27 protein-coding genes and 1 pseudogene are annotated in these 25,886 nt (G+C 71.7%); 9 read left to right on the forward strand and 19 right to left on the reverse strand.

What is annotated here, in order from left to right; translation table 11 throughout:
- The first annotated feature begins 97 nt into the window (after window positions 1-97).
- Window positions 98-1,021 carry an NADP-dependent oxidoreductase gene (locus ACIOD2_RS41735; RefSeq protein WP_400550914.1) on the forward strand — a complete coding sequence of 308 codons (924 nt, stop codon included), beginning with the start codon at window positions 98-100 and terminating at the stop codon, window positions 1,019-1,021.
- A gap of 348 nt (window positions 1,022-1,369) precedes the next feature.
- Here the strand turns inward: ACIOD2_RS41735 and ACIOD2_RS41740 are convergent, their stop codons facing one another.
- The 5 genes from ACIOD2_RS41740 to ACIOD2_RS41760 all read right to left on the reverse strand — a co-directional run bounded on the left by ACIOD2_RS41740 (window position 1,370) and on the right by ACIOD2_RS41760 (window position 6,522).
- The gene (locus tag ACIOD2_RS41740; RefSeq protein WP_400550915.1) at window positions 1,370-2,692 is read right to left on the reverse strand and encodes an exonuclease domain-containing protein; all 1,323 of its coding nucleotides are present in this window, start codon (window positions 2,690-2,692) and stop codon (window positions 1,370-1,372) included.
- Window positions 2,689-3,393: a DUF6218 family protein gene (locus tag ACIOD2_RS41745; RefSeq protein ID WP_400550916.1), complete on the reverse strand. Its 705-nt coding sequence runs from the start codon at window positions 3,391-3,393 to the stop codon at window positions 2,689-2,691. The genes ACIOD2_RS41740 and ACIOD2_RS41745 overlap by 4 nt, the downstream gene beginning before the upstream one ends.
- A 67-nt stretch (window positions 3,394-3,460) precedes the next feature.
- On the reverse strand, window positions 3,461-4,105 hold the full coding sequence (locus ACIOD2_RS41750; protein ID WP_400550917.1) for an alpha/beta hydrolase: 645 nt from the start codon (window positions 4,103-4,105) through the stop codon (window positions 3,461-3,463).
- A 9-nt stretch (window positions 4,106-4,114) separates the two neighbouring features.
- The gene (locus tag ACIOD2_RS41755; protein ID WP_400550918.1) at window positions 4,115-4,672 is read right to left on the reverse strand and encodes a sigma-70 family RNA polymerase sigma factor; all 558 of its coding nucleotides are present in this window, start codon (window positions 4,670-4,672) and stop codon (window positions 4,115-4,117) included.
- 32 nt (window positions 4,673-4,704) lie between these two features.
- Complete coding sequence (locus ACIOD2_RS41760; protein ID WP_400550919.1) at window positions 4,705-6,522, reverse strand: flavin-containing monooxygenase; 1,818 nt, start codon at window positions 6,520-6,522, stop codon at window positions 4,705-4,707.
- 144 nt (window positions 6,523-6,666) lie between these two features.
- Between ACIOD2_RS41760 and ACIOD2_RS41765 the strand changes: the two genes are divergently transcribed.
- On the forward strand, window positions 6,667-7,833 hold the full coding sequence (locus ACIOD2_RS41765) for a GAF domain-containing protein (RefSeq protein ID WP_400550920.1): 1,167 nt from the start codon (window positions 6,667-6,669) through the stop codon (window positions 7,831-7,833).
- 271 nt (window positions 7,834-8,104) lie between these two features.
- Window positions 8,105-9,052, forward strand: coding sequence for a GNAT family N-acetyltransferase (locus tag ACIOD2_RS41770; RefSeq protein ID WP_400550921.1), 948 nt, complete (start codon window positions 8,105-8,107; stop codon window positions 9,050-9,052).
- Window positions 9,053-9,095: 43 nt separating this feature from the next.
- Here the strand turns inward: ACIOD2_RS41770 and ACIOD2_RS41775 are convergent, their stop codons facing one another.
- The 3 genes from ACIOD2_RS41775 to ACIOD2_RS41785 are packed head-to-tail and all read right to left on the reverse strand — an operon-like array spanning window position 9,096 to window position 10,844.
- Window positions 9,096-9,263 (reverse strand): hypothetical protein, encoded by a 168-nt coding sequence (locus ACIOD2_RS41775; RefSeq protein ID WP_400550922.1) that lies wholly within the window; start codon window positions 9,261-9,263, stop codon window positions 9,096-9,098.
- 39 nt (window positions 9,264-9,302) lie between these two features.
- A complete protein-coding gene (locus tag ACIOD2_RS41780; RefSeq protein WP_400550923.1) occupies window positions 9,303-9,632 on the reverse strand; it encodes a hypothetical protein in 330 nt (109 codons plus the stop codon).
- A gap of 45 nt (window positions 9,633-9,677) precedes the next feature.
- Window positions 9,678-10,844 carry a hypothetical protein gene (locus ACIOD2_RS41785; protein ID WP_400550924.1) on the reverse strand — a complete coding sequence of 389 codons (1,167 nt, stop codon included), beginning with the start codon at window positions 10,842-10,844 and terminating at the stop codon, window positions 9,678-9,680.
- A 160-nt stretch (window positions 10,845-11,004) separates the two neighbouring features.
- Between ACIOD2_RS41785 and ACIOD2_RS41790 the strand changes: the two genes are divergently transcribed.
- Window positions 11,005-11,697: a siderophore-interacting protein gene (locus tag ACIOD2_RS41790; RefSeq protein ID WP_400550925.1), complete on the forward strand. Its 693-nt coding sequence runs from the start codon at window positions 11,005-11,007 to the stop codon at window positions 11,695-11,697.
- An 11-nt stretch (window positions 11,698-11,708) separates the two neighbouring features.
- Here ACIOD2_RS41790 and ACIOD2_RS41795 read toward each other — a convergent pair whose 3' ends face one another.
- The 6 genes from ACIOD2_RS41795 to ACIOD2_RS41820 form a co-directional block, all read right to left on the reverse strand.
- Window positions 11,709-12,590: a CU044_5270 family protein gene (locus ACIOD2_RS41795; protein ID WP_400550926.1), complete on the reverse strand. Its 882-nt coding sequence runs from the start codon at window positions 12,588-12,590 to the stop codon at window positions 11,709-11,711.
- Complete coding sequence (locus ACIOD2_RS41800) at window positions 12,583-13,170, reverse strand: RNA polymerase sigma factor (RefSeq protein WP_400550927.1); 588 nt, start codon at window positions 13,168-13,170, stop codon at window positions 12,583-12,585. The genes ACIOD2_RS41795 and ACIOD2_RS41800 overlap by 8 nt, the downstream gene beginning before the upstream one ends.
- Before the next feature lie 103 nt (window positions 13,171-13,273).
- Window positions 13,274-13,636: a nuclear transport factor 2 family protein gene (locus ACIOD2_RS41805; protein WP_400550928.1), complete on the reverse strand. Its 363-nt coding sequence runs from the start codon at window positions 13,634-13,636 to the stop codon at window positions 13,274-13,276.
- A complete protein-coding gene (locus ACIOD2_RS41810) occupies window positions 13,633-14,088 on the reverse strand; it encodes a cupin domain-containing protein (RefSeq protein ID WP_392774747.1) in 456 nt (151 codons plus the stop codon). Before ACIOD2_RS41810 ends, ACIOD2_RS41805 begins: the two co-directional genes overlap by 4 nt.
- A gap of 10 nt (window positions 14,089-14,098) precedes the next feature.
- On the reverse strand, window positions 14,099-15,580 hold the full coding sequence (locus ACIOD2_RS41815; protein WP_400550929.1) for a flavin-containing monooxygenase: 1,482 nt from the start codon (window positions 15,578-15,580) through the stop codon (window positions 14,099-14,101).
- 100 nt (window positions 15,581-15,680) lie between these two features.
- The gene (locus tag ACIOD2_RS41820; protein ID WP_400550930.1) at window positions 15,681-16,499 is read right to left on the reverse strand and encodes an IclR family transcriptional regulator; all 819 of its coding nucleotides are present in this window, start codon (window positions 16,497-16,499) and stop codon (window positions 15,681-15,683) included.
- 41 nt (window positions 16,500-16,540) lie between these two features.
- Here ACIOD2_RS41820 and ACIOD2_RS41825 point away from each other — a divergent pair, with 41 nt between their 5' ends.
- The 4 genes from ACIOD2_RS41825 to ACIOD2_RS41840 are packed head-to-tail and all read left to right on the forward strand — an operon-like array spanning window position 16,541 to window position 19,681.
- Entirely contained in the window at window positions 16,541-17,326 is a 786-nt protein-coding gene (locus ACIOD2_RS41825) for an SDR family oxidoreductase (RefSeq protein WP_400550931.1), read from the forward strand.
- 11 nt (window positions 17,327-17,337) lie between these two features.
- Complete coding sequence (locus ACIOD2_RS41830) at window positions 17,338-17,823, forward strand: cupin domain-containing protein (protein WP_400550932.1); 486 nt, start codon at window positions 17,338-17,340, stop codon at window positions 17,821-17,823.
- Window positions 17,820-18,746, forward strand: a complete 927-nt coding sequence (locus ACIOD2_RS41835; RefSeq protein WP_400550933.1) for an alpha/beta fold hydrolase — start codon at window positions 17,820-17,822, stop codon at window positions 18,744-18,746. The genes ACIOD2_RS41830 and ACIOD2_RS41835 overlap by 4 nt, the downstream gene beginning before the upstream one ends.
- A complete protein-coding gene (locus tag ACIOD2_RS41840) occupies window positions 18,746-19,681 on the forward strand; it encodes a 2,3-dihydroxyphenylpropionate 1,2-dioxygenase (RefSeq protein ID WP_400550934.1) in 936 nt (311 codons plus the stop codon). The genes ACIOD2_RS41835 and ACIOD2_RS41840 overlap by 1 nt, the downstream gene beginning before the upstream one ends.
- A gap of 957 nt (window positions 19,682-20,638) precedes the next feature.
- On the opposite strand, the pseudogene ACIOD2_RS41845 reads toward ACIOD2_RS41840, so the two are convergent.
- From ACIOD2_RS41845 to ACIOD2_RS41860, 4 genes and pseudogenes are all read right to left on the reverse strand, one after another.
- Window positions 20,639-20,839 (reverse strand): annotated as a pseudogene (locus tag ACIOD2_RS41845) (cold-shock protein); the annotation flags it as partial.
- Between the two features lie 118 nt (window positions 20,840-20,957).
- Window positions 20,958-21,209 carry a hypothetical protein gene (locus tag ACIOD2_RS41850; RefSeq protein WP_400550935.1) on the reverse strand — a complete coding sequence of 84 codons (252 nt, stop codon included), beginning with the start codon at window positions 21,207-21,209 and terminating at the stop codon, window positions 20,958-20,960.
- Window positions 21,210-21,280: 71 nt separating this feature from the next.
- On the reverse strand, window positions 21,281-23,518 hold the full coding sequence (locus ACIOD2_RS41855) for a PQQ-dependent sugar dehydrogenase (protein WP_400550936.1): 2,238 nt from the start codon (window positions 23,516-23,518) through the stop codon (window positions 21,281-21,283).
- A gap of 199 nt (window positions 23,519-23,717) precedes the next feature.
- Window positions 23,718-24,479 (reverse strand): S1 family peptidase, encoded by a 762-nt coding sequence (locus tag ACIOD2_RS41860; protein ID WP_400550937.1) that lies wholly within the window; start codon window positions 24,477-24,479, stop codon window positions 23,718-23,720.
- Between the two features lie 172 nt (window positions 24,480-24,651).
- Between ACIOD2_RS41860 and ACIOD2_RS41865 the strand changes: the two genes are divergently transcribed.
- The gene (locus tag ACIOD2_RS41865) at window positions 24,652-25,590 is read left to right on the forward strand and encodes a hypothetical protein (protein ID WP_400550938.1); all 939 of its coding nucleotides are present in this window, start codon (window positions 24,652-24,654) and stop codon (window positions 25,588-25,590) included.
- Here ACIOD2_RS41865 and ACIOD2_RS41870 read toward each other — a convergent pair.
- Complete coding sequence (locus tag ACIOD2_RS41870) at window positions 25,532-25,885, reverse strand: carboxylesterase family protein (protein ID WP_400550939.1); 354 nt, start codon at window positions 25,883-25,885, stop codon at window positions 25,532-25,534. The genes ACIOD2_RS41865 and ACIOD2_RS41870 overlap by 59 nt on opposite strands.
- Window position 25,886: the final 1 nt, after the last annotated feature.

Here is a 25,886-nt window from a genome sequence, read left to right on the forward strand (position 1 = left end):
CCCGCGCCTCAGCCGGTTGCCCCTGACACCGGTGTGAACGGTGAGGATGGCCGCAGGACCCGGAACCACCGGGCGGTCATCCGGAAGGCGGCGGAAAATGGGACAGGCGTGGGGTTTCGGCAGGTACGGCGGGCCGGAGGTGCAGGAGTTCTTCGACCGCCCCGATCCCGCCCCCGGTTCCGGTGAGGTGCTGGTCCGGGTCGGCGTCGCCGGGGTCAACCCGCTCGACCACCTCCTGCGCGCGGGTCTGGTCCCCGGGCTCGACGGCGGTCGCCCGTTCCCGCGCGTGCTGGGCATGGAAGCGGCCGGGACCGTGCTCGCGGTGGGGGCGGACGTCGACGGGCTCGAGGTGGGGGACGCGGTCTTCGGCTTCGCGCTGACCGGCGGTGGCACCTACGCCGAGACGACCGTGCTGTCCGCGGCGAACACCGCGCGCATCCCGGCGGGGCTGCCGGTGACCGTGGCGGCGACGCTGCCGGTGGCCGGCACGACCGCGGTGGACGCGCTGGACCAGCTCGGCCTCCCGGCCGACGCCACGATCCTGGTCAACGGGGTGGGCGGCGGGGTCGGCCTGGCGGTCGCCGGGCTGGCCACGGCGCGCGGTCTGCACGTGCTCGGCACCGGCAGCTCCGCCAAGCGCGAGCAGGCCGAAGCGATCGGGGTGCGGTTCGTCGACTACACCGCGGGGGACGTCGTCGCCATGGCCCGCGACCTGGTTCCGGACGGCGTCGACGGGATCGTCGACCTGGTCGGCGGGCCCTCGCTGCGGACGGTCGCCTCGCTGGCTCGTGAACCGCGCAACGTCATCGCCGTGGGCGACCAGTCGGTGCCCGAGGTGGGTGGGCGTTTCGTCGAGCGGCGCCTCGATCGCGAGAATCTGGCGCGCTCGGCGCAGCTGGCGCTCGACGGAGTCCTCGTGCCGGTGGTCGGCGCGGTCCACCCACTGTCCGACGCCCCGGCCGCGCTGGCCGCCGTCGAGAACGGCCACGCCGCGGGCAAGGTCGTCATCAAGGTGACCTGAACGACGTTCTTGAACCGTCGGGCTGCTCGCGGACGTAGCGCTGCGTCTGGTTGGTCGCCTCGTGGTCCGGCTACGGACGACCACCCGGACCTCGGACAGCGCGATGCGCTTCACCGATCATCCTTTCGCCGAGATCGAAAGCGGGAATCGCTGGCCAACGTGGCGGTGACGGCGCGAGGGCGAGCGCGGAGAAAGCCGGGACTCGTAAGAGGAAGTCTCATCGGGTTCGATGCCACCGCCCGGGACGCCCACACGACCACTGTCCCTGCCTGTTTACGGATGACGTGCCTGCAGATCAGGGCGCGGTCCTCTCGTCCAGGACCACTGTGCGGGCGGAGTGCCGCGTCTTCAAGGCAGACATCTCACCACCGTGGACCAAATCGCCGGCGAGTGCGGCGACCCACGGCCCGTTTGGCCAGCAGGCTGTCGGTCCCAGCTGACGAGCTTCGCGAGCGCCTGCAGGAATGCGTCCTCGGAGACGACTGGAACGCCGCATTCGCGGGCTCGTTTGGCCTTGCCTGACATGGAGTCCGGGTCGGCCGCGGCGAGGACTCGCGTCTGTTTGCTGACCGATCCGGTGACGCGGACGCCTGCTGCAGTGGCTTCGGCCGCGATGTCGGCGCGTTCGCGCTTCATCGCACCCGTCAGGACGACCTTGTCGCCCGGTCGCAGGACCAGACCGCCGACCTTGCTTTCCTGCCCCGGTGCCCGCGCGGCGTCACGCTCCTCGTCGAGGATGGTTTCGACGATCGCCGGATCGAGAGCCAGGAGGGTGGCCACGGTGAGCAGGTCGTGACGCTCGTCGCTGGTGACCACTTGGTCGGCCCAGGCTTCGCGGGCCAGGTCGCGCAGGTAGCTCAGGTGCAGGGCCACAACTTCGCTCTTGTGCAGGCCGAGGTCGTGGGCGATCTCGACGAGTGCGTCGCCTTCGGTGGCTGAGATCTGCCGGTCGAGCAAGGCGTCGTCGAGCATGGCGTAGTACGCGTCGACCACGGGTTCGCCGTCCCGTGGCGTCCGCTCGACGAGCTTCGCCAGGAAGTGTGGTTCGACGTGGCCGATCGCCGTCCGGCGAACTGCCGGGGTCCGACGCCGTTCGAGGTGTGGCCAGGCCCAGTTCGCCGCGCGCAGCTGGGCGCCCGTGACATCCACGGCGCTCGGTGCGCGCCGTAGGAGGAAGCCGAGCAGCTCGCTCGCTCCGCGCGCGTCGTCGAGCGCGGTGTGCCACACACGCTCGGGCAGTCTCGCGGCCGCGCAGCAGTCGATCAGAGACCGTCCGGAACTCAGCTGCGCCCGGCCTGCGGCGCGCATGGTGCACAGCCCGGCGTCGGGTTCGAACGGCGTGTCGACACCCAGCCGACCGAACTCGGCACGCAGGTGCATCGCGTCGAAAGTCCAGTTGTGTGCCACTACCACGCGCCCGTGCAGACGCTCGACGAGGTCGCCGGCGAGTTGCTCGAACCGGGGCGCGCGGCGGGCGTCGGCCGCCCGGATACCGTGGATGGCCTGGGGACCCAGGTCGCGGTCAGGGTTGACGAGCGTCACCCACTCGTCGGTGACGTTCCCGCGCGGGTCCACGTGGACGACCGCGATCTCGGCGATGCGGTGGTGCCAGCCGGTGAGGATGCCGGTGGTCTCGGTGTCGATGACGGCGTAGCCGTGTGCGGTCGTCACAGCGGCAGCCGGTTGGTGCTGGCGGATTGGACCGCGGCCAGCCACTGCGGCGGGAGCGGGTCGGGATCACCGTGTTCGGCACGCACGTAGCGGCGCCGGTTCTTCACCTGCTCGGTCTCCGCCCAGATCGACACCAGCCACCTCAGCGTGCGGGCGATCGGCAGGATTTCGGACACCACGGGAGTCCCCGGCGCGCTCGAAATGCGGGCGATGCGTTGCAGGGAGGAGTAGTCCTGGACTTCGGCGTCGTCGGGAAGGTCGTGTGTCCACTCCAGGGGAGTGATCGTCTTGCTGTTCTCACGTGCGGCTTCGACCGTGACGACGTACTGCTGCCTTCGCCGGGCCGTCTCGCGGAACGCATCCACCGGCGAGAAAAGTTGCCCCTTCCACCAGCCGTCTTCGACGTTCACCTTCGCCGTCGTGGTCAGCCGGTCGAGCCACTCCTGCAGATTCTGCGGGTGAACGGCGGCGATCGCGCGACGTTCGACGAAGGACAAGACACGTCGCGCCGCATCCTGAGAGCCGAACACTTCGCTGGCGGGGTAGATCCACGCTCCCGTCGGATCGCCGGCCGGGCTGACGTGCCAGGTCGCCACCGACTCAACCCCGAGGTCGCCTGCCCCGACACACAGGACAGCGCTTCCTGGTGCCCACAACGCTGTCAGTTCCTCGAGTGGATCCACCGTGATCGGGTCCGTCACCGAGCGCCTCCTTCGTCGACCAACATCAAGTCGTCGAGGCACGCCGGTTGTTACACCCCGTCTCTCGTCAGGGTGCGAACGCCCACGCCACCATCAGCGGGAACTCCTCCCGCCAGAACGCGCCGCCGTGCGGGCCGTCCCGTTCGGTGAGGACGACGTCCGCGCCCGCGTCGCGCAGGGCGTCGGCCCACCGGGTCGCGTTCGCGAGGAACCACGGCTCCTTCGTGCCGCCGACGAGGTACGCGCGCGGCAGCGGTTTCGGCAGGGCGGCGGGCGGCTGGTAGCCGCCGCCCGGTGACGCGCAGAAGACCGTGCCGTAGACGTCCGGATGGCGAAGTCCCATGGCGAGCGCCAGCTCTCCGCCGGCCGAGACGCCGGACACCGCCGTTCGCTCGGCGGGCAGCGCGACGCCGAACCGCGAACGCGCCCAGCGGCGGACGTCCTCGACGAAAAACGTTTCGTGGGCGGCGAACCGTGCCGAGGCGGAAAAGCCCGGCGAGTACTCGTGGATCCGTTTTGTCTCGTCGTCGAGGCGGTGGGCGGCGACGATCATCGTGGGCGGCGAACCGGCGGCCTCGAGGACGTCACCCCACGAGGCGATCAGCTGACCGTCGCCGGCGAACACGACGGCCTCGGGCGGCGCCGCCGGAACGTACGCCGTGACCGGACGGCCGCCGTCGTAGCCGAGCGTTTCGGTGACGAGACGTCCCATCCGCCGAGCCTAGGCGCAGCGGACGGTGGTGTCCCGCATCGCCGTGGTGAGGTCGTCGCGGGCGCGCGCGACCCGGGAGCGGATCGTGCCCACCGGGCAGTCGCACGCCGCGGCGGCGTCCACATAGGACAGTCCGAGGGTTTGCGTGAGGACGAAGGCGTCCCGCCGGTCCGGTTCGAGCGCGGCGACGAGGTGGTCGAGCACGACCCGCTCCTCGAAGGCCGACGGCGCGGCGCCCTCCGCGACGGCCTGCCAGTCGTCCAGCGCCGCCTGGCGCGGACGCGCCCGCAGGCCGCGGATGTGGTCGGCCACGACCCGCCGGGCGATGGTGAACAGCCAGGTCCGGGCCGACGAATCGGCCCGGAACCGGCTGAGGCCGCCCAGCGCGCGCAGGTAGGTCTCCTGGGTCAGGTCGTCGGCGGTCTGCGTGTCGCTCAGACCGGCGATGAACCGCCAGACGTGCGGCTGGGTGGCCCGCAGGAACCGTTCGAGGGCTCGGTGGTCGCCGCGGCCGGCGAGCTGGGCCCACTGCGTGATCTCGGCGTCTTCGGCGGAACGTGACCTCACACCACTCACCACGTCGGGCCCGCCGGAACGGTTCACGCCTTGTGGTGCACCTCCTGCAGGCCGTACACCGGCGTCGGGATGCCCTCGTACCGCGCCTTCAGCTGCAACGCCAGGTAGAGCGAGTAGTGCCGCGACTGGTGCAGGTTGCCGCCGTGGAACCACAAGCCCTCCTGCTGGGTGGGCTTCCACATGTTGCGCTGCTCGCCCTCCCACGGCCCCGGGTCCTTGGTCGTCGCCGAGCCCAGGCCCCAGCACTTGCCGACGCGGTCGGCGGTCTCCTGGCCGACCAGGTCGGCGACCCACCCGTTCATCGAGCCGTAGCCGGTGGCGTAGACGACCAGGTCGGCCGCCAGCTCGGTGCCGTCCTCCAGCACCACGGCGTCGCGCGTCAGGTGGTCGACCTGGCCGTGCGCCAGCTTGATCTTCCCGTCGGCGACCAGCTCGGCCGCGCCGACGTCGATGTAGTAGCCGGAGCCGCGCCGCAGGTACTTCATGAACAGGCCGGACCCGTCGTCACCCCAGTCGTGCCGGAAACCGGCCTTCTCGAGACGCTCGTAGAAGTCCTGGTCGCGCTCGCGGATCGCGTCGTACACCGGGGTCTGGAACTGCGCCATGATCCGGTAGGGGATCGACGCGAAGATCATGTCCGCCTTGTCGGTGGTGACGCCCGCGGCGACCGCGCGTTCCGAGTACAGGTCGCCCAGGCCCAGGTCCATCAGCGAAGCCGACTTCACGATGTGCGTCGAGGACCGCTGGATCATCGTGACCTCGGCGCCGTGCTCCCACAGCGCCGCGCAGATGTCGTGCGCGGAGTTGTTGGACCCGACGACGACCGCCTTCTTGCCCGCGTAGGCGTCCGGGCCGGGGTGCCGCGACGAGTGGTGCTGGTCGCCCGCGAACTCGTCCATCCCCGGGAACGCCGGGAGGTTCGGCTTGCCGGACATCCCGGTCGCGAACACGACGTGCCGCGGCGTCAGCACCAGCTCCTCGCCGTCGCGGACGACGTTCACCAGCCACTGCTGGGCGGTCTCGTCCCACTTGGCCGACGTGACCTCGGTGCTCGTCCAGTACGGCACCTCCATCAGCTGCGTGTACATCTCCAGCCAGTCGGCGATCTTGTCCTTCGGCGCGAACACCGGCCAGTTCTCCGGGAACGGCAGGTAGGGGAGGTGGTCGTACCAGACCGGGTCGTGCAGGCAGAGGTTCTTGTAGCGCTTGCGCCACGAGTCGCCGGCCCGCGCGTTGCGCTCCAGGACCAGCGCCGGGACGTCGAGCTGGCGCAGCCGCGCACCCAGCGCGATCCCGCCCTGGCCGCCGCCGATGACCACGACGTACGGCTGCTGCGCGTAGCCGAGGCTGGCCTCTTCCTCGGCGCGCTTCTCGGCCCAGGACGACCGGCCGCGGACGACCCCGTGCTCGACGCCCTTCGCGCGCCGGTCGCGCTGCCGCTCTTCGAAGCCCTTGAGCTCGCGCAGGCTGGTCAGCAGCGTCCACGCGCCCTCGTCCTTCAGCCGCAGGTGGCCCTTCGCACGGCCGGTCGCGGTCTCGAACTCGATCCACGCCTCGGTGACGCCGTCGGCCTCGGTCGGCGGCTCGGTGGTGCGGAACCCGGACGGGCCGATCTCGTCGAGGGTGGCTTCCAGCAGGCCGGTCACGCCGTCGCGGCCTTCGACCGTCTTGATCGTCCAGGTGAAGGCGACCAGGTCGCGCCAGAAGCTGTCGACGGCGAAGAGCGCGGCGGCGGCTTCGACGTCGCGGGCCGCGAGGGCCGTTTCGAACCGGTTCAGCCAGGCGTCGACCCGGGCCTGCGGGGTGTCCGTCGCGGCCGTCCGATCCACCGTCTGTGTCATGAGCACTCCCAAGCGTCGACTGTGCCCCCGATCACACGCCTGGGTGAACCGTGGCGGCAAGGGTTGCACCGTGTTGCACGCCCTTGGCCTACCCGGCGAGCGGATCTAGGCTGGTGGGCCGACGCGACGGTGCGGAGGTGGCCCATGGGCGTGCACAGCTCCCTACCGCCCGGTGCCAGCCTCCCGGCGCACGCACGTGACCTCGTCCGGATGCACGAGGCCGTGATCGGCGGTGGCCGCCCGCGGGTCCGGCCGCGGCCGCTGGTGTCCCGTTCGTGGACCCGCGCGCTGAGCCTGGGCCTCGCCGCCGACGGCATCAACCGGCGTGACTCGGTCCCGCTCGACGAGGTCGCGCGGCGCCGGCGCGCTTCGCCGTTGCGGCACGTGATCGACGAGCTCGGGCAGGTCCTCGACACGGCGAACACGCTCCTGGTGGTGACCGACGCCGAGGGGGTCATCCTGTGGCGCGAGGGATCGCCGCGCATCCGGCGGCAGGCCGACACCCTGGGGTTCGCCGAGGGCGCGGACTGGCGCGAAGCCCGCGTCGGCACCAACGCGATCGGCACCGCGCTCGCCGAGGCCGCGCCGGTGGAGCTGCTGGCGGGCGAGCACTTCGAGCAGAACCAGCACCCCTGGTACTGCACGGCCTCGCCGGTGCACGACCCGCGCACCGGCGAGCTGCTCGGGGTGATCGACGTCAGCGGTCCGGCGCTGACGCTGCACCCGGCGATCGGCGCGCTGGTGGAGACCGGGCGCAGGCTGGCCGAGTCCGAGCTGTGGCGCCACCACCAGCAACGCCTCGACCGCCTCCGGCGCACGGCGGAACCGGTACTGGCCGGCCCCGCCCTCCTGGTCGACGACGACGGCTGGGTCGCCCACGCCGTCGGCATCGCGCCGGGGGAGCGGATCGCCGCGCCGTCGGAGGGGCAGGTGCTGGCGGTGCCGGGCCTGGGTGCGTGCCTGCCCGAGCGGCTGGCGGACGGCTGGCTCGTGCGCCCGGCCGACACCGAGCGCCGGGTGTGGCTGGACCTCGACCTGAGCGCGGCGCCGATGCTGCGCATGCGGTCCGGCGACACGGGCTGGTGCCGCCCGCTGACCCCACGGCACGCGGAGATCCTGGGGTACCTGCGCGCGGCGGGGCCCGCTGGTCTTTCGGCGGAGGCGTTGAGCCGGGCGCTGTACGGGGACGCCGAGCACCTGGTGACGGTGCGCGCGGAGGTCTCCCGGCTGAGGCGGCTGCTGGGGGCCATTGTGGACACTCGGCCGTACCGCTTGGCCGCGGGCGTGGGGCTGACTGTCCACGGCGGCTGAGCCGGCGCCGGTCGCGCTTCCCGGACGGCCGACGCGGTGCCAGGAGCCATCCTGGTCGACGCCATGGGCCGGCTGACGACCTGTCGCGCCTGCGGTTGTGGCTCAACGGGTTCAACCTGGGGAGCCGGCCCGCAGCGCACGCTGTACGCCTCGAAACCGTTGTGGCGCCGGGAAGTCAACGAGATCGTCGTCCTCGAGCTGCACCGGCCCCGGACGCCGACCCCGGGTAAAGGATTCGACGGTTTCGCGGAGTCCTGCGACCATGCGCACCATGGGGAACGCCGAGCTGCTGACCGCCGCCGACGTCCGGCTCATGCAGGGCCTGGCGCAGCGGATCACCGCCACCCGCCTGGACCTGGTGAACGGCGACACGTCGTACGGCGAGCTGGCCTGGAACTGGGGCAAGGGGCACGCCGCCTACGGCGACGGCTGGTTCCGCCGGCTGTGGTTCTCCGGCGACGACTTGGTCGCGTGGGGCTGGGCCCGGATGCCGCACCAGGTGCGGCGCCGCGACGGCACGGTGAAGGACGTCACCGAGGCGTGCCTGGCGCACCAGGTCCATCCCGGGCACGCCGGCCTCGTCGACGACGTGATCGACTGGTACGACACCACGGCGGCGGGCCTCGAACGCACGGCGCTGCCGTGCGCCGCCGACGAGTTCGGCTTGGAGCGGTGGACGGCGCACGGCTACGAGACGGACCCGGGTTCACTCGGCGACACCGGATCCTGGACCCAGCTCAACGAACGGGACCTCACCGACGTCGAACCACCGGCGCTGGCGGACGGCTTCCGGTTCCGCACCGCCGACGAGGCCGGCCCGGAAGCCGTGGTCCAGGCCCACGTCGACGCCTGGCCTCGCTCGGCGTACACGGTCGAGGCCTACCAGGACCTCCGGCGCACCGCGGGCTATCGCGGCGACCTGCACGTGCTGGTCGAGGCGCCGGACGGGACGATGGCGGCGTCGGCGATCATGTGGTTCGACGAGGTGAACAAGACCGTCGAGTTCGAGCCGGTCGGGACCCATCCTGCCCATCGGCGACTGGGCCTGGCCAGGGCGATGCTGCTGCACGCGATGCGGCGGGCGCGCGACGCCGGCGCCACCCACGCGACGGTCGCCTGCCTGGGCGCGCCAGGCCATCCCAAGGCACGTGGCCTGTACTACGGCGTCGGGTTCCGGGAGCTGTCGCGGGACGCGCCGCTCGTCAAGACCGCCGGCTGACGACGGAAGGGTGCGGGACCGGGAGCCCGGCCCCGCACCGACGTCAGCCGTCCAGGGCCACGTGCAGGAACGCCAGCACGGCGCCCGGGCCGACCAGCAGGCAGAGCGCGAACCCGCCCATCAGGGGTTCGTCGTCACGGAGCATCTTCACGATCAGGCCGACCGCGGCCACGACGACCGCGGACAGCAAAACGAGCACGGCAAAGGGCACAACGCAGTCCTCACTTCGGAAACGGTGAACAGGGAGCGTTCACCGAGCGGGCGGCGCCCGGGTGGACTGCGCGGTGGGGAGTGAGACGGCCGATCGGGTGCCGGGCGCGTCCAGGACACGGCCGACCCGTTGCGGTGTCGAGGATTCCGGCGAGGGCGGGTGGACCGCCCACCCCGGGTGCGGGGCCGGCGCGGACAGCTGGGGTGCCGTCGCCGAGACCCGCAGGACGGCGTGCCGCTCGGACGCCGTGTCCTGTGTGGACGCCGAGGGCCCGGCGGCGGCGACCGGCGCGTCCCAGGAGGTCGCGCCGGTCGCCGTGCCGAGGAGGATCAGCAGCACGACGAGCAGCTGCTTGAGCCTCGCCGTCACTGGTTACTCCCGACAATCTGGTTCGCCCGTTTCGCCCAGCGTACGTCAGGCGCCGTAGGTGGCCTGCGTGACGGCGAAGACGTTCCGGCTGCCGGCGCCCTCCTGCAGGCTCCACAGCAGGTCGGCGTTGGCCGAGTCCTCCCAGTACGAGATGCTCTCGCCGCTGCCCACCCAGGTGTGCGTGGCCGAGCCGGTCGCCGAGGTCCAGTAGTAGAGCTTCTTGTCCCCGGACGAGTTGAACCACCAGCGCCCGTTGTGGGACGCGACTCCGTTGAGCTTGTACCAGGGCAGCTGCAGCGCCTGGCTCGCGGTCGTCGTCGCGGCGAACGTCGTCGCGCCCGAAGCGAACGGGAAGCGGACGGCGCGCGGGGCGCGGTTCGGGTAGTCCGTGCAGCCGGACGCGCAGGTGTACTCGGCCATCACGATCGACTTGCTGACCCGGTCCAGCGAGATCGACGACCAGGCGAGGCTGGTGCCGGACGTCGTGTTCGCGGTGATGGTGCCGACCTGCGGCAGGACGTACGCGTAGTTGTGCGCGTAATAAGTACTGCCGGTCTGGTGGCCGATCTGGTCGGCGGTGCCACCGGTGTTCGTCTTGAGGATCTTGCGCATGTCGAACACGCGCATGCCGTGCCCGGTGTCGGCGACGTACAGGTAGTCGCCGTACCAGGAGACGCCGCCCGCGTGGATCGGGATGTCCTTGAAGTCGGGCGCCGCCGCGGTGCCGGTGGGCTGCACCAGCAGGATCTTGCGGTACTTGTTGGGGTAGGTGGCGTCCCAGTCGACCAGCGTGATCCGGCTGCGCTCCTGCGCGCCGGTGCAGGAGGCCTTGGTGTACCAGCTGACGGCGACGAGCTGGTGGCCGTCGTAGTTGCCGCTGTTCGCGGTGCCGACGGCGTCCCGGCTGGTCGTGATGCCCTGCGGGTAGTTCGCGCAGTCGGAGTTGTCCGTGCTGTCGAACTGGAACCCGGTCGACAGGCCGGCCGGGGCGAACGACGACGGCAGGCCGGTCCGGTCGTGGTTCGCGTTGTCCATCACCGTGTGCACGGCGGCGGTTCCGAGCGTCGAGACGAGCGCGGTGTTGACGGCGTCGAACTGGGTGTAGTTCGCGCTGAGCGTGTACTGGCTCGCGGGCAGGGTGGTGGGCCCGGCCGCGGCGTCCGCGGGTGGCGAGACCAGCATTCCGGCGGCGAGCACCGCTCCGATGGACATGACGAAATAGCGACGGCGTGGCATGGGACCCCCAGTCCGGTCAACGGTCGGGGCACACGCTAGGACTGTCGCCGTGGGGCCGCAATACCCGTTCGTTAAACGGTACCCGAGCCCGTCCAGAGTTCGTGAGATGTCCATGGGGACGTCGAGAAGGAGCACGATGACCGCACTCGAACGCCTCGCCGATCTGGCCGGCGGCATGATGCTGGACACCGCCCGGGTCGCCGGGGTCACCCGGCTGCCTGGCGACTTCGTACGCGTGGAGCTGGCGGCCGACGCCTTCCGGAAGGCGACCTGGGTGCCCGGGGCGAAGCTGCAGTTCCGGCCGCGGCGGGGCACGCTGAGCCTGCGCACGTACACCCCGGTGAGCTGGGACGCCGGGCGCGGGGTGACGGAACTGCTCGGCTTCACCCACGGCGACGGTCCGGCGGCCCAGTGGCTGCGGCAGGTCGCGGCCGGGGACACGTGCGAGGTGTTCGGCCCGCGCAAGTCGATCGACCTGCGTGACCCCGCCGGTCCCGTCGTCTTCGTCGGGGACGAGTCCAGCGTCGCCCTCGCCTGCGCGCTGCGGACCGTGACCGCCGAGGTGTCCCACGTCTTCGAGGCGCGCGATCCGGCCGGGCTGACCGAGGTCCTGGCCGGCCTGGGCCTCGACGCGCAGGTCGTCGAGAAGACGGCCGACCGCGCCGAACTGCTGCGCCTGGCGGCGGCCGCCGGGCCGGGCACCCTGGTGGTCACGGGTGACGCGGCGACGGTCCACGCGGTGCGGCGCGACAGCCGGACCTGGCCGGTGCCACCCCGCGACCTGAAGGGCAAGGCCTACTGGGCCGAGGGCCGCACCGGCCTCGACTGACCTTGGGGCGGTCAGGGGCGCTGCCCGGCCTGGTCGACGAAGGTCTTCACCACCACCGCGCTGGTGTTCGTGCCCAGGTACCGGTGCGTGGCGGCGTCGAAGACGAACACCAGCGGCTTCGCGTCCGGCGACGAGCCGCCCGGAACCGGCCAGGTGATGCCGACCCCGGGGCGTCCGGCACCGTCCGTGACGTGGTCGAGGGCCTCCAGGCCCGGCACCTTCGCCGCCGCTTCGAACAGCGCGGCGTAGGCCCCGGGCGGGAGGGCCCGCTCGACCACCAGGTTGATCACGTCCTTGCCGAGCGCGTTGGTGTCGCCCTTCTTGCCGCTGTAGTGGGCCAAGAGGTAGTCGAGCATGGCGTCGGCCGTCGTCGGCAGGTCCGCCCGGTAGGCGGGGGAGGGCACGCAGTCCTCCAGGGTGCCTTCGAGCTTCGGGTCGTTCGCGCCGTAGACGGGCGCCTTCCCGTCCCGGCAGCCGGGGATCTTCGTGTCGCCGACCAAGCCGTCACGGGTGCCGTCCACCGAGAACCAGACCTCGCGTGTCTGATGGCCCGGGTACTCCGTCTTCACGTAGAGGAACTGGTCCGGGCGCGGCGCGGTCGCCGGTTCCGTGAGCGCCGCGCCGGCCGCTTCGGTCAGCACCTTCACCGGGTCGGCGTTCGCGACGCCGGCCCCCACCCCGATCCGGGCGGCCGGGGTCAGGGTGACGACGGCGGTGATCGCCGCGGCCAGGCCGATCGTCGTGGCGCCGGCGGCCCAGAACCACCGGCGAGAGCGAGCGGGCCGTCCGGTCCGGGTCGCGGCCACGAGCCGGGCCCGGACCGGCGCGAGGTCCTCCGCCGTCGCGAAGCCGACGGCCTCCGCGCGTTCGCGGATCAGGTCCAGCTCATCCATGGTGCGAGGTCTCCTTCACGAGGGCGGCGGCGCCGAGTTCGGCACGGACGCGGGCCCGGGCGCGGCTGAGCCGCGACTTCACGGTGCCCACGGGAATGGACAGGGCTTCGGCGACCTCCTGGTAGCCCAGCCCTTCGGCGGCGACGAGCAGCAGGACGTCCCGCTCGCGGGGGCGCAGCACGGCCAGCGCCCGGTCGAGCTTCGCGCCGAGGGCCTGCGCGCTCACGCGGTCGGCGACCCGGTCGGCATGGCCGTCCTCCACCGCCGGCGGCCCGAGGGCCAGCCGGAGCTTCAGCTCGCGCACCTCCATCCGGCGGCGGCGCGAGACGAGGTTCGTGGCGATGCCGTAGAGCCACGGCCGCGCGTCCGGCCGCGACGGGTCGAACTTCGCGCGCTTGCCGAACGCGATGAGGAACGTGTCCGCGAGCACGTCGTCCGCGGCCGACGGGCCGAGCCGCCGGACCAGGTAGCGGTGGATGTGCCGGGCGTGGCGGTCGAAGATGACCGCGAACAGGCTCGGCTCGTCCCGGGAGCGTGCCAGCACGCTCGCGTCGTCGTCTTCGGGGTTCTCCGGGGTCATCGCCCGCCTCTCGCTCCGGCCAGTGTCATCTGCTGTTCTCCGAACCCGCGAACGGGTTCCGGGAACCGGAGCAGAGGTGACTCAGGTCACAGCCGGGCCGGGCTCAGGCGAACGCCGGTGAGATGTCCATGTGGACGCGGTAGTCGGCGATCCGCGGCCCGTCGAGCCAGATCACGGTGACGCACGGCAGCGCGAGCGGCTTGCCGTCCGGGGACTCCGTCTCGATCGTGAAGCGGCAGAACAGCTGGTCGCCCAGGGCAGCGACCTGGTCCACCGTGTGCCGGACCCAGGGCAGCGCGCCCGCGGCGCCCGCCGTGGCCGCGACGATCGCGTCGCGGCCCGACAGGGTTTCGCCGTTGCCGAAGGTGTACGTCGCGTCGTCGGCGAACCAGGAGCCGAACGCCTCGGCGTCGCCGGCGTCGACGGCCGCGCACATCGCGGCCACCATCTCCTCGTGAGCCGTCATTTCTGCAGGGAGAGGCCGTAGCGGGTCATCACCTGCGCGACCAGCTTCATGTCGCGCCCGGGCGGCAGCTCGCTCAGTTCCTTGTAGTAGTTCTCCAGCCCCGGCGGGGAAACCACCGCGACGATCCGGGTCTCCTCGTCGAACGGGTTGCGGAACACGTGCGGTACCCCGCGCGGCATCAGCAGCGAGTCACCCTGCCCGAGGACGTGCCGCTCGCCGTCCAGCTCGACCTCGACGCGGCCCTGGACGCACGTGAACAGCTCGTCCTCACGGCTGTGGATGTGGGTCGGCGGCCCGCCGAGGCCCGGCGGCACGACGTACTCGAACAGCGAGTACGCGCCGTTCGTGTCGGCGCCGGTGAGCCGGGCGTGGATGCCCAGCCCGATCGCGCCGAGGTTCGTGCCGTCGCCCGGGTGGATGACGTGGTGGCCGGTCTTCGGGGCGGTGTCCATCGGGATCCTCCTACAGGGACGCGGGTTCGTGGGCGGTCGCGAGCCGGGCGAGCAGCTCGGGGGTCAGTTTCCGGTACGCCGCCGGGGAAACCGGGTTCAGCCAGTGCGTCGCCCGGGTGAACCGGGGGATCTGCAGGCCGAGGTCGCCGAGCACCTCGTCGACGTTGTGGATGGAGAACGGGATGATCTTCGTGCCGCGGCAGTGGTGCGCCCCGGTCGCGACGTCCAGGAACGCGAGCTGCCCGACGACGTCCGCGTGCCGCGTCTCGACGTCCGGCAGCGTCAGCGCGCCCGCGAGGTCGGCCGCGATCCACAGCGCCGCCATCTCGGCGTTGAGCGGGCTGAAGAACGACGAGTTGTAGCCGTTGAAGTACAGCCCCGGCGCCCGCAGCGGCTGGATCTGGCGGTACAGCAGGAAGTTCCCGCGCTCGTCGAACAGCTGCTTCCGCACGGTCTCGTCCAGGAACGGCACACCCTGGGTGAAGCCGGTCGCGCAGACGACCAGGTCGGCGGGCAGCACCGTGCCGTCGGCCAGTTCGGCGGACGGCCGGTCGCCGCCCCGCAGCCGGGTGATCACCTGGTCACGGCGGACCCGGATCGAACCGCCGGCCACGCCTTCGAAGAACCCTTCGGTGGCCAGGCCGATCGCGCCCTTGACGATGTCCTCCATCTTCCCCGGCGGCAGGAGATCGTGCTGCCGCAACCGGAACTGGCGCACCGACACCGAGCCGACGGAGTTCAGCATCGACGCGCGCAGCCGGTTTCCCGGTCCGTGCAGGAACTTCTCGAACCCGCGCAGCCACCGGTAGCGGAACAGCGCCTCGCCCATCCGGGTCAGCAGCAGCATCTTGAAGTTGAGGAACCCGGCGATCCTGCGCGGCACCTTCCACAGCAGCTGCCGGGCGATGACGTCGGTGGTCCCGGCGACCTCGCTGATCGCCACGGTCACGTCGCAGGCCGACTTCCCGTAGCCGACGACCAGCGCGTGCTTCCCGCGTGCCTCTTCGACGTCGGTGAACTCGCTCCCGGCCAGGACGCGCCCGCCGGCGGCCTCGAACTCCGCGCGTCCCGGGTAGTCCGGGACCGCGGGTTCGCAGAACACGCCGTTGGCGACGACGACCCGGTCGAACGTCTCCGGCACGCCGGAGTCCGTCGTCACCACCCAGCGGGCGCCGTCGGGGACGACCGACTCGACGGTGGTCTCCAGGCGCAGGTGCGGCGTGACGTCGTAGACGTCGGCGTAGGCCGCGAGGTACTGCTGGATCTGCGCGCCCTCGGGCCACTCCGGGAAGTCCTTGGGCATCGGGAAGTCCGAGAACGAGTACTGGTCCTTGGGGCTCTGCGTGGTGAGGCCGGGGTAGCGGCGGGTCCGGCTCCACACGCCGCCGACGTCGGGGGTCCGGTCGAAGACCTCGACGTTGTGGCCCGCCTGCAGCAGCACCTTGGCCGTGGTGAGCCCGGCGAGCCCGGCCCCGATGATCGCGACGTGCATGCCTGGTTCTCCTCCTCCGGCGCCGGTGCCGGGCAGCTCCGGCGCGGCGTGGGCCACAGCGTGGAACACCCGGCGCCGGAGAGCCAACCGGGAGTCCTGGTCACTGGGACGGCAGCTCGGGCCGGGGCCGCGCCACCGCCCAGCGGCGGGCCGCGTACGCCCGGCTGGCCGCCGCGGCCGCCATCCGCACGGCGGGCCCGATCCGGTCCGGCAGCACCGCGGCGCTGGGGCCGGTGACCGACAGCGCGGCCGTGACGTTGCCGGTGAAGTCGAAGATCGGCGCCGCGACGCAGCTGATACCGGCGTTGCCCTCTTCGCGGTCGTAGGCCCAGCCGCGCTCGTGCACCGTGGCCAGCTCGCGCTCGAGCGCATCGGACGTCGTGATCGTGCGGGGCGTGCGGCGGGTGAGCCCGGCCGCCACGACCGCGCCGACGGTTTCGGCGTCCGACCAGGCCAGGATCGCCCGGCCGAGTCCGGAGCAGTGCGCCGGGATGAAGCCGCCCACCTGGTCGAGCATCGGCAGCTGGCGGTGCCCGCTGATCTTCTCGACGACCAGCACCTGGGTGCCGTCGAGGACGCCGAGCTGCACGGTCGTGCGCGCCGCCGCGTAGAGGTCCTGCAGGTAGGGCAGCACGGCTTCGCGCAGCTCGTGGCGGACCGGGACCAGGCCGGAGAGCTCGAACAGCCGGGTGCCGATCCGGTACTTGTCCCCGGGCTTGTCGAGCCAGCCCAGCTCGATCATCCGGGCCGCGGTCCGGTGCACGGTCGAGCGCGGCAGCCCCGAGCGCTCGACGAGCCGGGCCAGCGGCAGCTCGCGGTGGGTGGCGTCGAAGGCGTCCAGGATGGCGGCCGCTCGTTCGAGCGCGCCGGACGCCGACCCGTCTTCAGCCGATCGGGAGTCCCGGGCAGTGGGACTCATCCTTGGCCGGTCTCGCTCATGGACCGAATGTAGGACACATCATGGAGACCAACCAGCACCCCGGCCCCCGGGTCGCGTTCGTCGGTGGTGGCGCCGGCGGGATCGGCGCCGCGGCCGCGGCCGCGCTGCTCGCCACCGGGCACCGGGTCGTGCTCGCCGGGCGCACCGAAAAGACCCTGGCCGAGACGGCGTCGGCACTCGGCGGCGCGGTGAGCTACCGCGTCTGCGACCTGGCCGTGCCCGCCGCTGCGGCCGACGCCGTGACGCGGGTGCGCGAGCAGTACGGCTCGCTCGACGTCGTCGTGGCCAACACCGGCGGCCCGGCGCCCGGCGGCGTCTTCGACATCGACGCCGAGCAGTGGCACCACGACCTCGACCTGCTGCTCCTCGGCCCGCTCGCGCTGATGCGTGCCGCGCTGCCCGCGATGGCCGAGCGCGGGTTCGGCCGGGTCGTCGTCACGACGTCGACGGCGGTGCGTCAGCCGCAGCCGGCGCTCGCCGCGTCGACGGTGCTGCGCTCGGCGACGACGTCCGCGGTGAAGCTGGCCGCCCGCGAGTACGCCGACCGGGGTGTCACGGTCAACTGCGTCGCCGTCGGCGCCACGCTCACCCCGCGCCGCCTGGAGGTGGTGCGCGGGCGGGCCGACGCCGCGGGCATCGACGTCGCCACCGCGATGGCCCAGGACCTCGCCGACATCCCGGCCGGGCGGGCCGCCGCGCCCGGCGAAGTCGCGGCTGCGGTCGCGTTCCTGGCGTCGGCCGAGGCAGGGTACGTCAACGGCACGGTGCTGACGGTCGACGGCGGCCGCACGGAATGCCCGGCCTGAAGGGGGAGACCATGTCCGCGTCCGGACCCGAGTTCACGATGAGCGACTTCCTCGCGAGCATCGCCCACGTCGTACGCCCCGGCGAGCAGCGCCCGCTGGTCGTGCACGACGAGGACCTCGTCGAAATCCCGCCCGGCACGGTGCCGAACCCGACGTCGCTGCGCGTCGCCGGCACCCTGCCGACCACGACGTTCGAGCTGTTCCGGCAGGTCATCCCGGCCGGCGAGAGCTCGGACATGCAGCGCCACCACCACGAGACCGTGCACTTCGTGATCGCGGGCGACGGCCACAGCGAGATCGAGGACGAGGTCGTGAGCTGGACGACCGGGTCGTACATCTACACCCCGCCGTGGACCTGGCACCGGCACTACAACGACTCGGCCGAGCACCCGGTCGAGTTCCTGACCATCGAGAACTCGAGGCTGCTCGGCCTGTTCGGCCTGGGGCGCCGGGAGAGCGCGGGCCTCGTCGCCATGGACGACCTGGAGGAAAAGTGACCACAGTGGACGAAACCCGCGTCGAACCGTCGGGTCCGCCGATCCCCGAGCACGCCGGGATCTGGGGCGAGCTGGGCGAACTGGAACACACCCTGCGCTACGTCGACGTCCCCCTGGACGGCGGGGTCGTGCGGACCCGGGTGCTGCAGGCGGGGACCGGCCCGGAACTCGTGCTGCTGCACGGGACCGGCGGGCACCTGGAGGCGTACGCGCGGGATCTGGCCGGGCTCGCCCGCGACTTCCACGTCACGGTCTACGACATGGTCGGCCACGGCTGGTCGGACCTGCCGGACCGGCCGTACACGATCGACGTCCTCGCCGCGCACCTCGTGTCCCTTTTGGACACTCTCGGCATCGACCGGGCCCACCTGTCGGGGGAGTCACTCGGCGGCTGGGTAGTCGCGTGGGTCGCGGCGCACCACCCGGACCGGGTGAACCGGCTCGTGCTGAACACGCCGGGCAACATCGCCAACAAGCCCGAGGTGATGGCCCGGATGCGCGACAGCACGATGGCGGCGGTGCGCGACCCGAGCGATGCCACCGTCCGCCGCCGGGTCGAGTTCCTGTTCCACCACAAGGAGATGGTCACCGACGAGCTGGTGAACCTGCGCCGCCGGATCTACTCCCGGCCGGGGTTCGTCCAGGCGATCACCAACACCCTCGTGCTGCAGGACCCGGAGGTGCGCAAGGACTTCGCGTGGGACCCGTCGTGGGTGTCGAAGGTGACGGCGCCGACGTTGCTGCTGTGGACGAGCCACGACCCGACGGGCGGGCTCGACGAGGCCGACCTGCTGCTCGGCTGGCTGCCGGACGCGCTGCTGCACGTCATCGACGACGCCGGGCACTGGCCGCAGTGGGAGAAGGTCGGCGAGTTCCTCGACGTCCACCGCACCTGGCTGCTGACCGGGAAGGAGCCGTCCTGATGGCCGAGATCGCGGGCTTCGTCGGGATGTCCCACAGTCCTTTCGCGACACTGCTGCCCCCGTCCCGGGTGGACGGTCCGGGCGGCCGCTTTCTCGGTGACGCCGAGCGGGTCCGCCGCGCGGTCGAGGACCTGGCGCCGGACGCGATCGTCGTGATCGGCCCGGACCACTTCCACGGCAACTTCTACGACGTGATGCCGCCGTTCGTGCTGGGCGTCGAGCAGGCGGCGGGGTTCGGGGACTACGGCAGCACGGAGGGCCCGCTGCCGGTGGCGTCGGCGCTGGCGTGGCCGCTGCACGCGGGCCTCACCTCGGCCGGGTTCGACATCTCGCTGTCGTACTCGCTGACGGTCGACCACGGCATCGTGCAGAGCTACGAGATGATCACCGGCGGGACGTCGCTGCCGATGGTGCCGCTGGTCGTCAACACGGCCGCGCCGCCGTTGCCTTCCCTGCTCCGCTGCGTTTCCCTGGGCCACGCCCTGGGCGCGGCCCTGCGTTCGGCGGACTTCCCGGGCCGGGTCCTGATCGCGGCGAGCGGCGGCCTGTCGCACTGGCTGCCGTCGAACGACCCCCGCGACCCGGCGGTGGCGGGCGAGCGTCGCGAGGCCCTGATCCACGGCCGAGCGGACGTCCACGCCTTCGCGGCGGCCCGCGAACCCCGGGTCCGCGCCATGGGCGGCGACCCGGGTGCGCGGGTGAACGCCGAGTGGGACAGATGGTTCCTGTCACGCCTGTCCTCAGGCGACGCGGACGCCGTGGCCGCTCTCGGACACGAGGCACTGGAGGACACCGCGGGCACGGGCAGCCACGAGGTCCGCTGCTGGCTGATCGGCCAGGTGGCGGCGGGACTGCCGCTGGCATGGACGAGCTACGAGCCGGTCCCGGAGTGGATCACCGGCATGGGCATCGGCACCACCTTCCCGATCACCTGACCACGGGGGTGCGGAGCCTTAGAAATCCACTTCGACGACACATTCCACGGCTTCGCCGATCGGACCTTCGCCACGGAGTGCGACGCTGACGGAATGCGCGTTTCGGTTGCCCACCAGATCAAGCATCGCACTCTGTCCCGGCAACAGGAGGCTGAGGGGCAGGTCGTCCTCCGACACGCTGAGGCCGACATGCCCGGCGGGCCCTTCCACGGTGGCCCAGACGTTCCGCACCGGAACCGCGCCGGCATTGGTCACGGCGATGGTGCGCAGGTCGCCGGACGCCCATACTCGGCCGGTCAGGGTCGCTTTGTCCGCTTGGGTTGTGGTGCTCACCGGGAGTGCAACGACATTTTTTGGCGGGGGGATGAGGTCGGTCGTGCGCAGGTCCTCCGTGCTCAAACCTTGCAGGCGATCGAGGATCTCCTTCGCATTGGCGGCACTTCCCGGGTTCTTCTGAATGAACGCGAGTTCACGCTGTGTCAGGTTACGAACGACCAGGTCACCTTCGACCTTGATCAGCAGAAGCGAGCCAATCTGCACCATGGCGTTCGTCTGTTTCTCCAACGCCCTGATGAGATCGGCGGCCGCGCCCGCCTCCGCGGAGTCGATCTGCGCCTGCGGCCCGTCGATGGCTCTGAGTTCGAGTGCCCTTTCCACGCGTAGAGCGAGATCGGTGAACTGGTCGGACGCGGCTGCCTTTTTCACCTTCACGCGGAACCCGCGAAACCAGGAACCGATGACAGGTGGCGGTCGGTAGCCGATTTCGAAACCCGTCTCCTGAAGGACCGCCAGAAGGCTCTCATCGATCTCGTCAGCGCCTTCGTGAGATTCCAGGTAGACCTGGATGATCATTTCTTCGGCAGGGGCCGGTGGCCTGCTTTCGGAGCCGGGTCTCTGGCTGAACGTTCGTGGTGGGTAGCTGTATTCCTCATGATCGAGTAGGGCCGGTCCTCCGACGACCGCACGGACTTTCTGGGCCAGCGGACCTTTTTGCCCCTGGCCGACCTCGAACTCCACTCGTTGATTTTCCTCGAGGGTGCGGAAGCCGTGGCCCACGATGTCCGAGTAGTGAACGAACACGTCACCTTGGCCTCCATCCTGCGAGATGAAGCCGAAGCCTTTCTCCGCGTTGAACCACTTGACCGTGCCTTGGGCCATATCGTTCAGTCCTTCGCGTAGTGACCGGTCGAAGGTGTGATATTACCGGAGAATCCGGTCGTCGCCCTTTCTTTCCTGTTCAGCACCTGTCGGTGCCGGTCCGACATGGATCGAGGCGTCACTCGTAGACGGTCGCCGCGGTCAGGGCGCGGGCGAAGAACGTCCAGTCGCCGTCGGGCGGCAGGTCCTGGCCGAAGGTGCGGTACCAGCCGTCGGAACCGGCGGCCCAGGCGGCGAGTGCCTCCAGGAAGCGGTCGAGGGTCGGGTTCTCCCACTCCTGACCGCGCCGGAGGAAGTCTTCGTGGAAGGCGCGGAGGAAGGCGGCGAAGGCTTCCCGGTTCTCGATGCGGTCCTCGGGGCTGAGCTGCATGCGGACAGCGTAAGGACCCGGCCGGGAGGGAAGAGGGCCGCGGGGTGGGGATCCCGCGGCCCGTCCCCCGCTCAGCAGGGTTGGAGCAGCCAGCAGAGCCGGTAGTTCGCCTTGTACGTCGTCGACGTCGCCGGGGCCACCACGTTCTGCGCCCGCGCTCCGCCGTGTGCCCAGCTCGAGAAGGCGTACTTCAGGTTCAGCGGCGGGACGTTCTGCGGGCTGTCCGCGCTGATCGAGTTCGTCGAACCGGCGATCACCGTGCGGGAGAACGGCGTGCGCTGCTGGGTTCCGCCCACCGTGAGCAGCACCTGGTTCGGGCTCGACGTGAAGTTCAGCGTCACCGTCTTCGGCTGCAGCTCCACCGTGCGAGTACCCGTGCGGCCCGTCGAGTCCGTGGCCGTCAGCGTCAGCTGCAGGTACGACGGGTACTCGTGGTCCGGCGCCACGAACGAACCCGACGCCACACCCGTGAAGTCCTGCACGTTGTGCGTGTGGCACGTCCCGTTGGCCGCGCAGTGCCGGACCGCCAGCCGCCAGGACAAGGCCGACGCCGGGAGGGTGCCGTCCTGGGCGTCCACCGCTTGGCCGGAGAACGAGACGGTCTGGCCGACTGACCAGGTCAGCGACGAAACCGGCGTGTCGATCACCGGCACCGGGTCCAGGCCCGCGGGGTTGCCGACCGTCACCCGGACCGTCGTGGTCGCCGACGCGCCGTGCGAGTCCGTCAGCCGCAGGCCCGCGTCCACCACGGCCGCGGTCGTGTACGTCCAGGTCGGGCGGGGGCCCGTCGAGTCGTCGTACGCGCCGTCCGCGTCGAGGTCCCAGGCGTAGGACAAGACATCTCCGGCGTCGGGGTCGGTCGAGCCCGTGCCGTCGAACTGGACGGCGAGGGGTGCCGGGCCGCTCGCCGGGGTCGCCGTGGCGGCCGCGACCGGCGGGCGGTTGGTGCCCGCCGGGTGGCTGACGCGGTGCAGCTCACCGCTGCCGAGGGCGACGTAGAAGATGTCGCCACCCGGCCCGCTGAGCACCTGCACCGGCGCGTTGACGCCCGTCACGAACGGCACCAGCTTGGTCGGGCTCGGCTGGCCCGCAACCGTTTGCATCGCCCAGATGCAGCCGCGCGACGAGTCCGCGAAGAACAGCGCGCCCGCGTACTCGGCCGGGTAGTTGCTGCCGGACTCGAACGCGATCCCGCTGATCGACGAGCCGCCGGTCGGGCACGGGTCGCTCGCGACGACCTTCGCGTTGTGGTTGTAGGCGTAGAACGGCGCGGCCTGCCCGCCGGCGGAGTACAGCGACTCGCAGCGGTCGAGGTTCGCGCCGTCGTACCCGGCCTGCCGGGCGGTGCCTTCGAAACAGGGCCAGCCGAAGTTCTCCGCGACGGCGTCCCCGGCGTCCGGGACGCGGTTGATCTCCTCCCAGGTGTTCCAGCCGACGTCGCCGGCCCACAGCTCGCCGGTGCCCGGCCGGAACCCGAAGCGGAACTGGTTGCGCGCGCCGTAGGCGATCACGCGGCGGGCGTTGGCGTCCGCGCTGCTCGCGAACGGGTTGCCGGGCGCGCCCTCGCCGGTGTCGGGGTTCAGCCGCAGCAGGGTTCCGTTGAGCAGCACCGGCTGCCCGGCCGCGCGGCGCGGGGACTGCGACCGCAGCGCACCGCCGTCGGCCGACGGCGGCGCCAGGTTCGTCCCGGCCGGTGACGGCGGGTCGGCGCAGGGGTTGCCGACCTGGCCGTAGTCGGCGAAGTTGAAGCTCGCGCCGTCACCGCCGCCCGCGTAGAGCATGCCGTCCGGGCCGAAGGCCAGCGAGCCGATCGAATGGCTGGGGAACTGCTGGCACCAGCCCGTGACCAGCGGTTTCTCGCTGATCGCGGTGCCGGCCGGGCCCATCGTCAGCTGCGAGACGCGGCCGGTGACGACGCAGCCCTGGTCGGTCGCGCCCGGCGGGGTCGGGCAGGTGTCGCCCCAGCGCGGTGCGGTGCCGCCGGGGAGGGCGTCGAGGGTGTAGGAGACGTAGACGTACGGCCGTGCGGGGAACGCCGGGTCGACGGCGAGCCCGAGCAGGCCGCGGTCCCAGAAGTCCTGGGTCTGGGTCCGGAGGTCGGCGAACACCGTCGGCGTCGTGTCGGAGAGGGAGTCGAAGACCTTGACCAGGCCGCTCTTCTCGGCGACGAACACCTTCCCGTCGGGGGCGAACGCCGCGGCGGTCGGCGAGCTGAGCCCGCCGATCGCCACGGTGTCGGTGAAGCCGGCGGGGACCGCGGCCGCGGGGGGCACGGCGGCGGCGAGCGCGACCGTGAGGGGCACGATCACCCCCGCCGCCACCGCACGCCGGGCTCTTCGGGGAAACAGTGGGCGCCGAAAACCCATCACACGAACTCCTAACGCCGAGGACCGGGACGAGCGTGACCGCTGTCCCGTATGCCGCGAGAAGTCCGAAAGGTGTTACATCAAGGGCGAAAATGCACTCTGATCGCGCAAGCCCCTCGGCGGGAAATCACCGACCGCCGGGTCAGACCCCGGTGGTCTGCCGGATCCAGCTGCGGCCCGCGGCGACGCTGCCGTAGGTGGTGATGCTGGACCGGTCGCTGGTCGAGCAGACACCGACCTGGACACCGCCGTCGATCATCGGGCCGCCGGAGTCGCCGCCCGCGACCGCGCCGTTCGGGGTCGACGCCGAGATCGCCGGGCCGCCGTAGTTGTCGGACGCCGACGTGTCGGAGATCCGGACGTCGGCGCGCTTCAGCACGTTCGACTGGTGGGTGCCTTCGTCGGTCGCCTGGGTCGCGCCCCAGCCGTAGACGCGGGCGGTGTCGCCCTCCTCCGCGTCCGACGAGCTGCTGGCCAGCGGGGCGAACGTCGTGCCGCCGTTGGTGTTCAGCTTGATCAGGGCCAGGTCGCCGCCGGACCACACGTAGGTCGACGACGCCTTCGCGTGCACGCCGCCGGACGCGCTGTTCGACCCGATGTAGAGGTCGATGTCGGACAGCCGCTGCCCGTTGTTGTCGTACATGCAGTGCTTCGCGGTCAGCACCCAGCGCGAGCCGATCAGCGTGCTGGTGCAGAAGAACGTGTAACCGTTGGCGTGGCCGTTAAAGCGGGTGATGTAGCCGGGGTTCTGGGCCGTGCTGCCGCCGATGATCGACGGCGCGGCGTCGGGGGAGAGCGGCGCGGTGGTCGCCGAAGCGGGGGCGGCGGCGAGCGTGGCGAGGGCGGCGCAGGAACCGGCGAGCAGGGCGGCGGCGCGGGCGAACCGGCCGTGGGATTCACGCATCGGGGGACTCCTCGGGGCTTTCGGTGGGGACTCACCGAAAGTAAGCGGCCGGGGTGATTCGGGTAACCGTCCGAAGGTCCGGGTCGATCAACGGAACAGGACGGATCGTTCGTCGGGTGACACAGGCCACTCGGGGTGTTAGACCGAACGGACCTACGCGAGAAGGACCCGCATGCCGTTGTTCGCGGTGCGTTCGCCCGGACGCCGGGAGCAGCTGGCCCACGCTCTCGCCGCCGGCCCGTTCAGCCGGGCGTTGTCGCTGGCCATCGACCTCAGCGGGCTCGGCCTCGCGCGCCTTAAGGACCGGCTCGCGGCGGCGGGCACGCCGGTCAGCACGACGACGCTCAGCTATTGGCGCACCGGCCGCACCCGGCCCGAGCGCCCGGAGTCCCTGCGTGCGGTCACCGTGCTGGAGGACGTCCTCGGGCTGCCGGCCGGGTCGTTGACCGGCTTGCTCGCCCGTCCGGACGGCGGCCCGTCCCCGATCGGGCTGGTGCGCTGGGAACGGCTGTGGGGTGCCCGCAACGGCGTGGTCCCGGTGCTGAACTCGTTCGACGCCGCCGACGACCCGGCGCTGGTGGTGCTCAGCCTGCACGAGTCCCTGCACGTCCGCGCGGACCGGTCGCTGTCCCGGCTGCGGGTGCGCGAGGTCGTGCGGGCGGCGGCGGAACCCGTGCAGGCCAAGGTGGTGACGCTGCGCGGGTGCGTCGCCGGGACGCCACCACGGCTGGTGGCGACCCGGTACTGCGTGCCCGGCCGCACGGAAGTCCTGCCGGAGCAGGGTTTCCTGATCACCGAGCTGGTGCTGAGCCGGTCGCTGGCCGAGGGGGAGACGGCGATCCTGGAGTACGAGTTCGAGTACACCGACGATGTCCCGGACACCAGCTACGACCGCCGGTTCCGGCACCCGGTGGCCGAGCACCTCCAAGAGGTCCACTTCGACCCGGACGCGCTTCCGTTGTCGTGCCACGCCTACCGGCTGGAGTCACCGGACGGCCCCGAGCGGGAGTCCGCCGAGGTCGTCGTGTCGCCGGTGGTGCCCGCGCACGTGTTCAGGACCGACGTGGCACCGGGGATCCTGGGGATGCGCTGGAGCTGGCCCGCGCGGTGAAGCGGCAGGTCTCCGACGGCGCCCACCCCGGGTCGCCGGTCCGGGCGAAGTCGACCCACGCCCGGTGCATCCGCGTCGCCAGTTCGGCGGGCGGCTCGTCCGGGCCCAGCAGTCCGCGCGGGCCACGCAGGGCCGGGAGCCTGAGATTGTCGAAGACGAACGGCAGTTCCATCGTGTGGGCCGCGCCCAGCTGACCGTCCACTGCGGACGATCGCCACGCGAACTCGTAGGTGTACGCGGCGCTGTGGGCCTCGGCGAGGCGACGGCTGCCGGTGCCGAACAGCGCGTCCCCCATG

It is taken from the genome of Amycolatopsis sp. NPDC088138 (genome assembly GCF_044741685.1).
GTDB lineage: Bacteria > Actinomycetota > Actinomycetes > Mycobacteriales > Pseudonocardiaceae > Amycolatopsis.

Bases quoted from the DNA above. Each gene is read 5' to 3' on its own strand.
- ACIOD2_RS41735 (WP_400550914.1), top strand. From the start codon at position 98: ATGGGACAGGCGTGGGGTTTCGGCAGGTACGGCGGGCCGGAGGTGCAG.
- ACIOD2_RS41750 (WP_400550917.1), bottom strand. From the start codon at position 4,105: ATGGGACGTCTCGTCACCGAAACGCTCGGCTACGACGGCGGCCGTCCG.
- ACIOD2_RS41760 (WP_400550919.1), bottom strand. From the start codon at position 6,522: ATGACACAGACGGTGGATCGGACGGCCGCGACGGACACCCCGCAGGCC.
- ACIOD2_RS41765 (WP_400550920.1), top strand. From the start codon at position 6,667: ATGGGCGTGCACAGCTCCCTACCGCCCGGTGCCAGCCTCCCGGCGCAC.
- ACIOD2_RS41770 (WP_400550921.1), top strand. From the start codon at position 8,105: ATGGGGAACGCCGAGCTGCTGACCGCCGCCGACGTCCGGCTCATGCAG.
- ACIOD2_RS41785 (WP_400550924.1), bottom strand. From the start codon at position 10,844: ATGTCCATCGGAGCGGTGCTCGCCGCCGGAATGCTGGTCTCGCCACCC.
- ACIOD2_RS41790 (WP_400550925.1), top strand. From the start codon at position 11,005: ATGACCGCACTCGAACGCCTCGCCGATCTGGCCGGCGGCATGATGCTG.
- ACIOD2_RS41795 (WP_400550926.1), bottom strand. From the start codon at position 12,590: ATGGATGAGCTGGACCTGATCCGCGAACGCGCGGAGGCCGTCGGCTTC.
- ACIOD2_RS41800 (WP_400550927.1), bottom strand. From the start codon at position 13,170: ATGACCCCGGAGAACCCCGAAGACGACGACGCGAGCGTGCTGGCACGC.
- ACIOD2_RS41805 (WP_400550928.1), bottom strand. From the start codon at position 13,636: ATGACGGCTCACGAGGAGATGGTGGCCGCGATGTGCGCGGCCGTCGAC.
- ACIOD2_RS41810 (WP_392774747.1), bottom strand. From the start codon at position 14,088: ATGGACACCGCCCCGAAGACCGGCCACCACGTCATCCACCCGGGCGAC.
- ACIOD2_RS41815 (WP_400550929.1), bottom strand. From the start codon at position 15,580: ATGCACGTCGCGATCATCGGGGCCGGGCTCGCCGGGCTCACCACGGCC.
- ACIOD2_RS41820 (WP_400550930.1), bottom strand. From the start codon at position 16,499: ATGAGTCCCACTGCCCGGGACTCCCGATCGGCTGAAGACGGGTCGGCG.
- ACIOD2_RS41825 (WP_400550931.1), top strand. From the start codon at position 16,541: ATGGAGACCAACCAGCACCCCGGCCCCCGGGTCGCGTTCGTCGGTGGT.
- ACIOD2_RS41830 (WP_400550932.1), top strand. From the start codon at position 17,338: ATGTCCGCGTCCGGACCCGAGTTCACGATGAGCGACTTCCTCGCGAGC.
- ACIOD2_RS41840 (WP_400550934.1), top strand. From the start codon at position 18,746: ATGGCCGAGATCGCGGGCTTCGTCGGGATGTCCCACAGTCCTTTCGCG.
- ACIOD2_RS41850 (WP_400550935.1), bottom strand. From the start codon at position 21,209: ATGCAGCTCAGCCCCGAGGACCGCATCGAGAACCGGGAAGCCTTCGCC.
- ACIOD2_RS41860 (WP_400550937.1), bottom strand. From the start codon at position 24,479: ATGCGTGAATCCCACGGCCGGTTCGCCCGCGCCGCCGCCCTGCTCGCC.
- ACIOD2_RS41865 (WP_400550938.1), top strand. From the start codon at position 24,652: ATGCCGTTGTTCGCGGTGCGTTCGCCCGGACGCCGGGAGCAGCTGGCC.
- ACIOD2_RS41870 (WP_400550939.1), bottom strand. From the start codon at position 25,885: ATGGGGGACGCGCTGTTCGGCACCGGCAGCCGTCGCCTCGCCGAGGCC.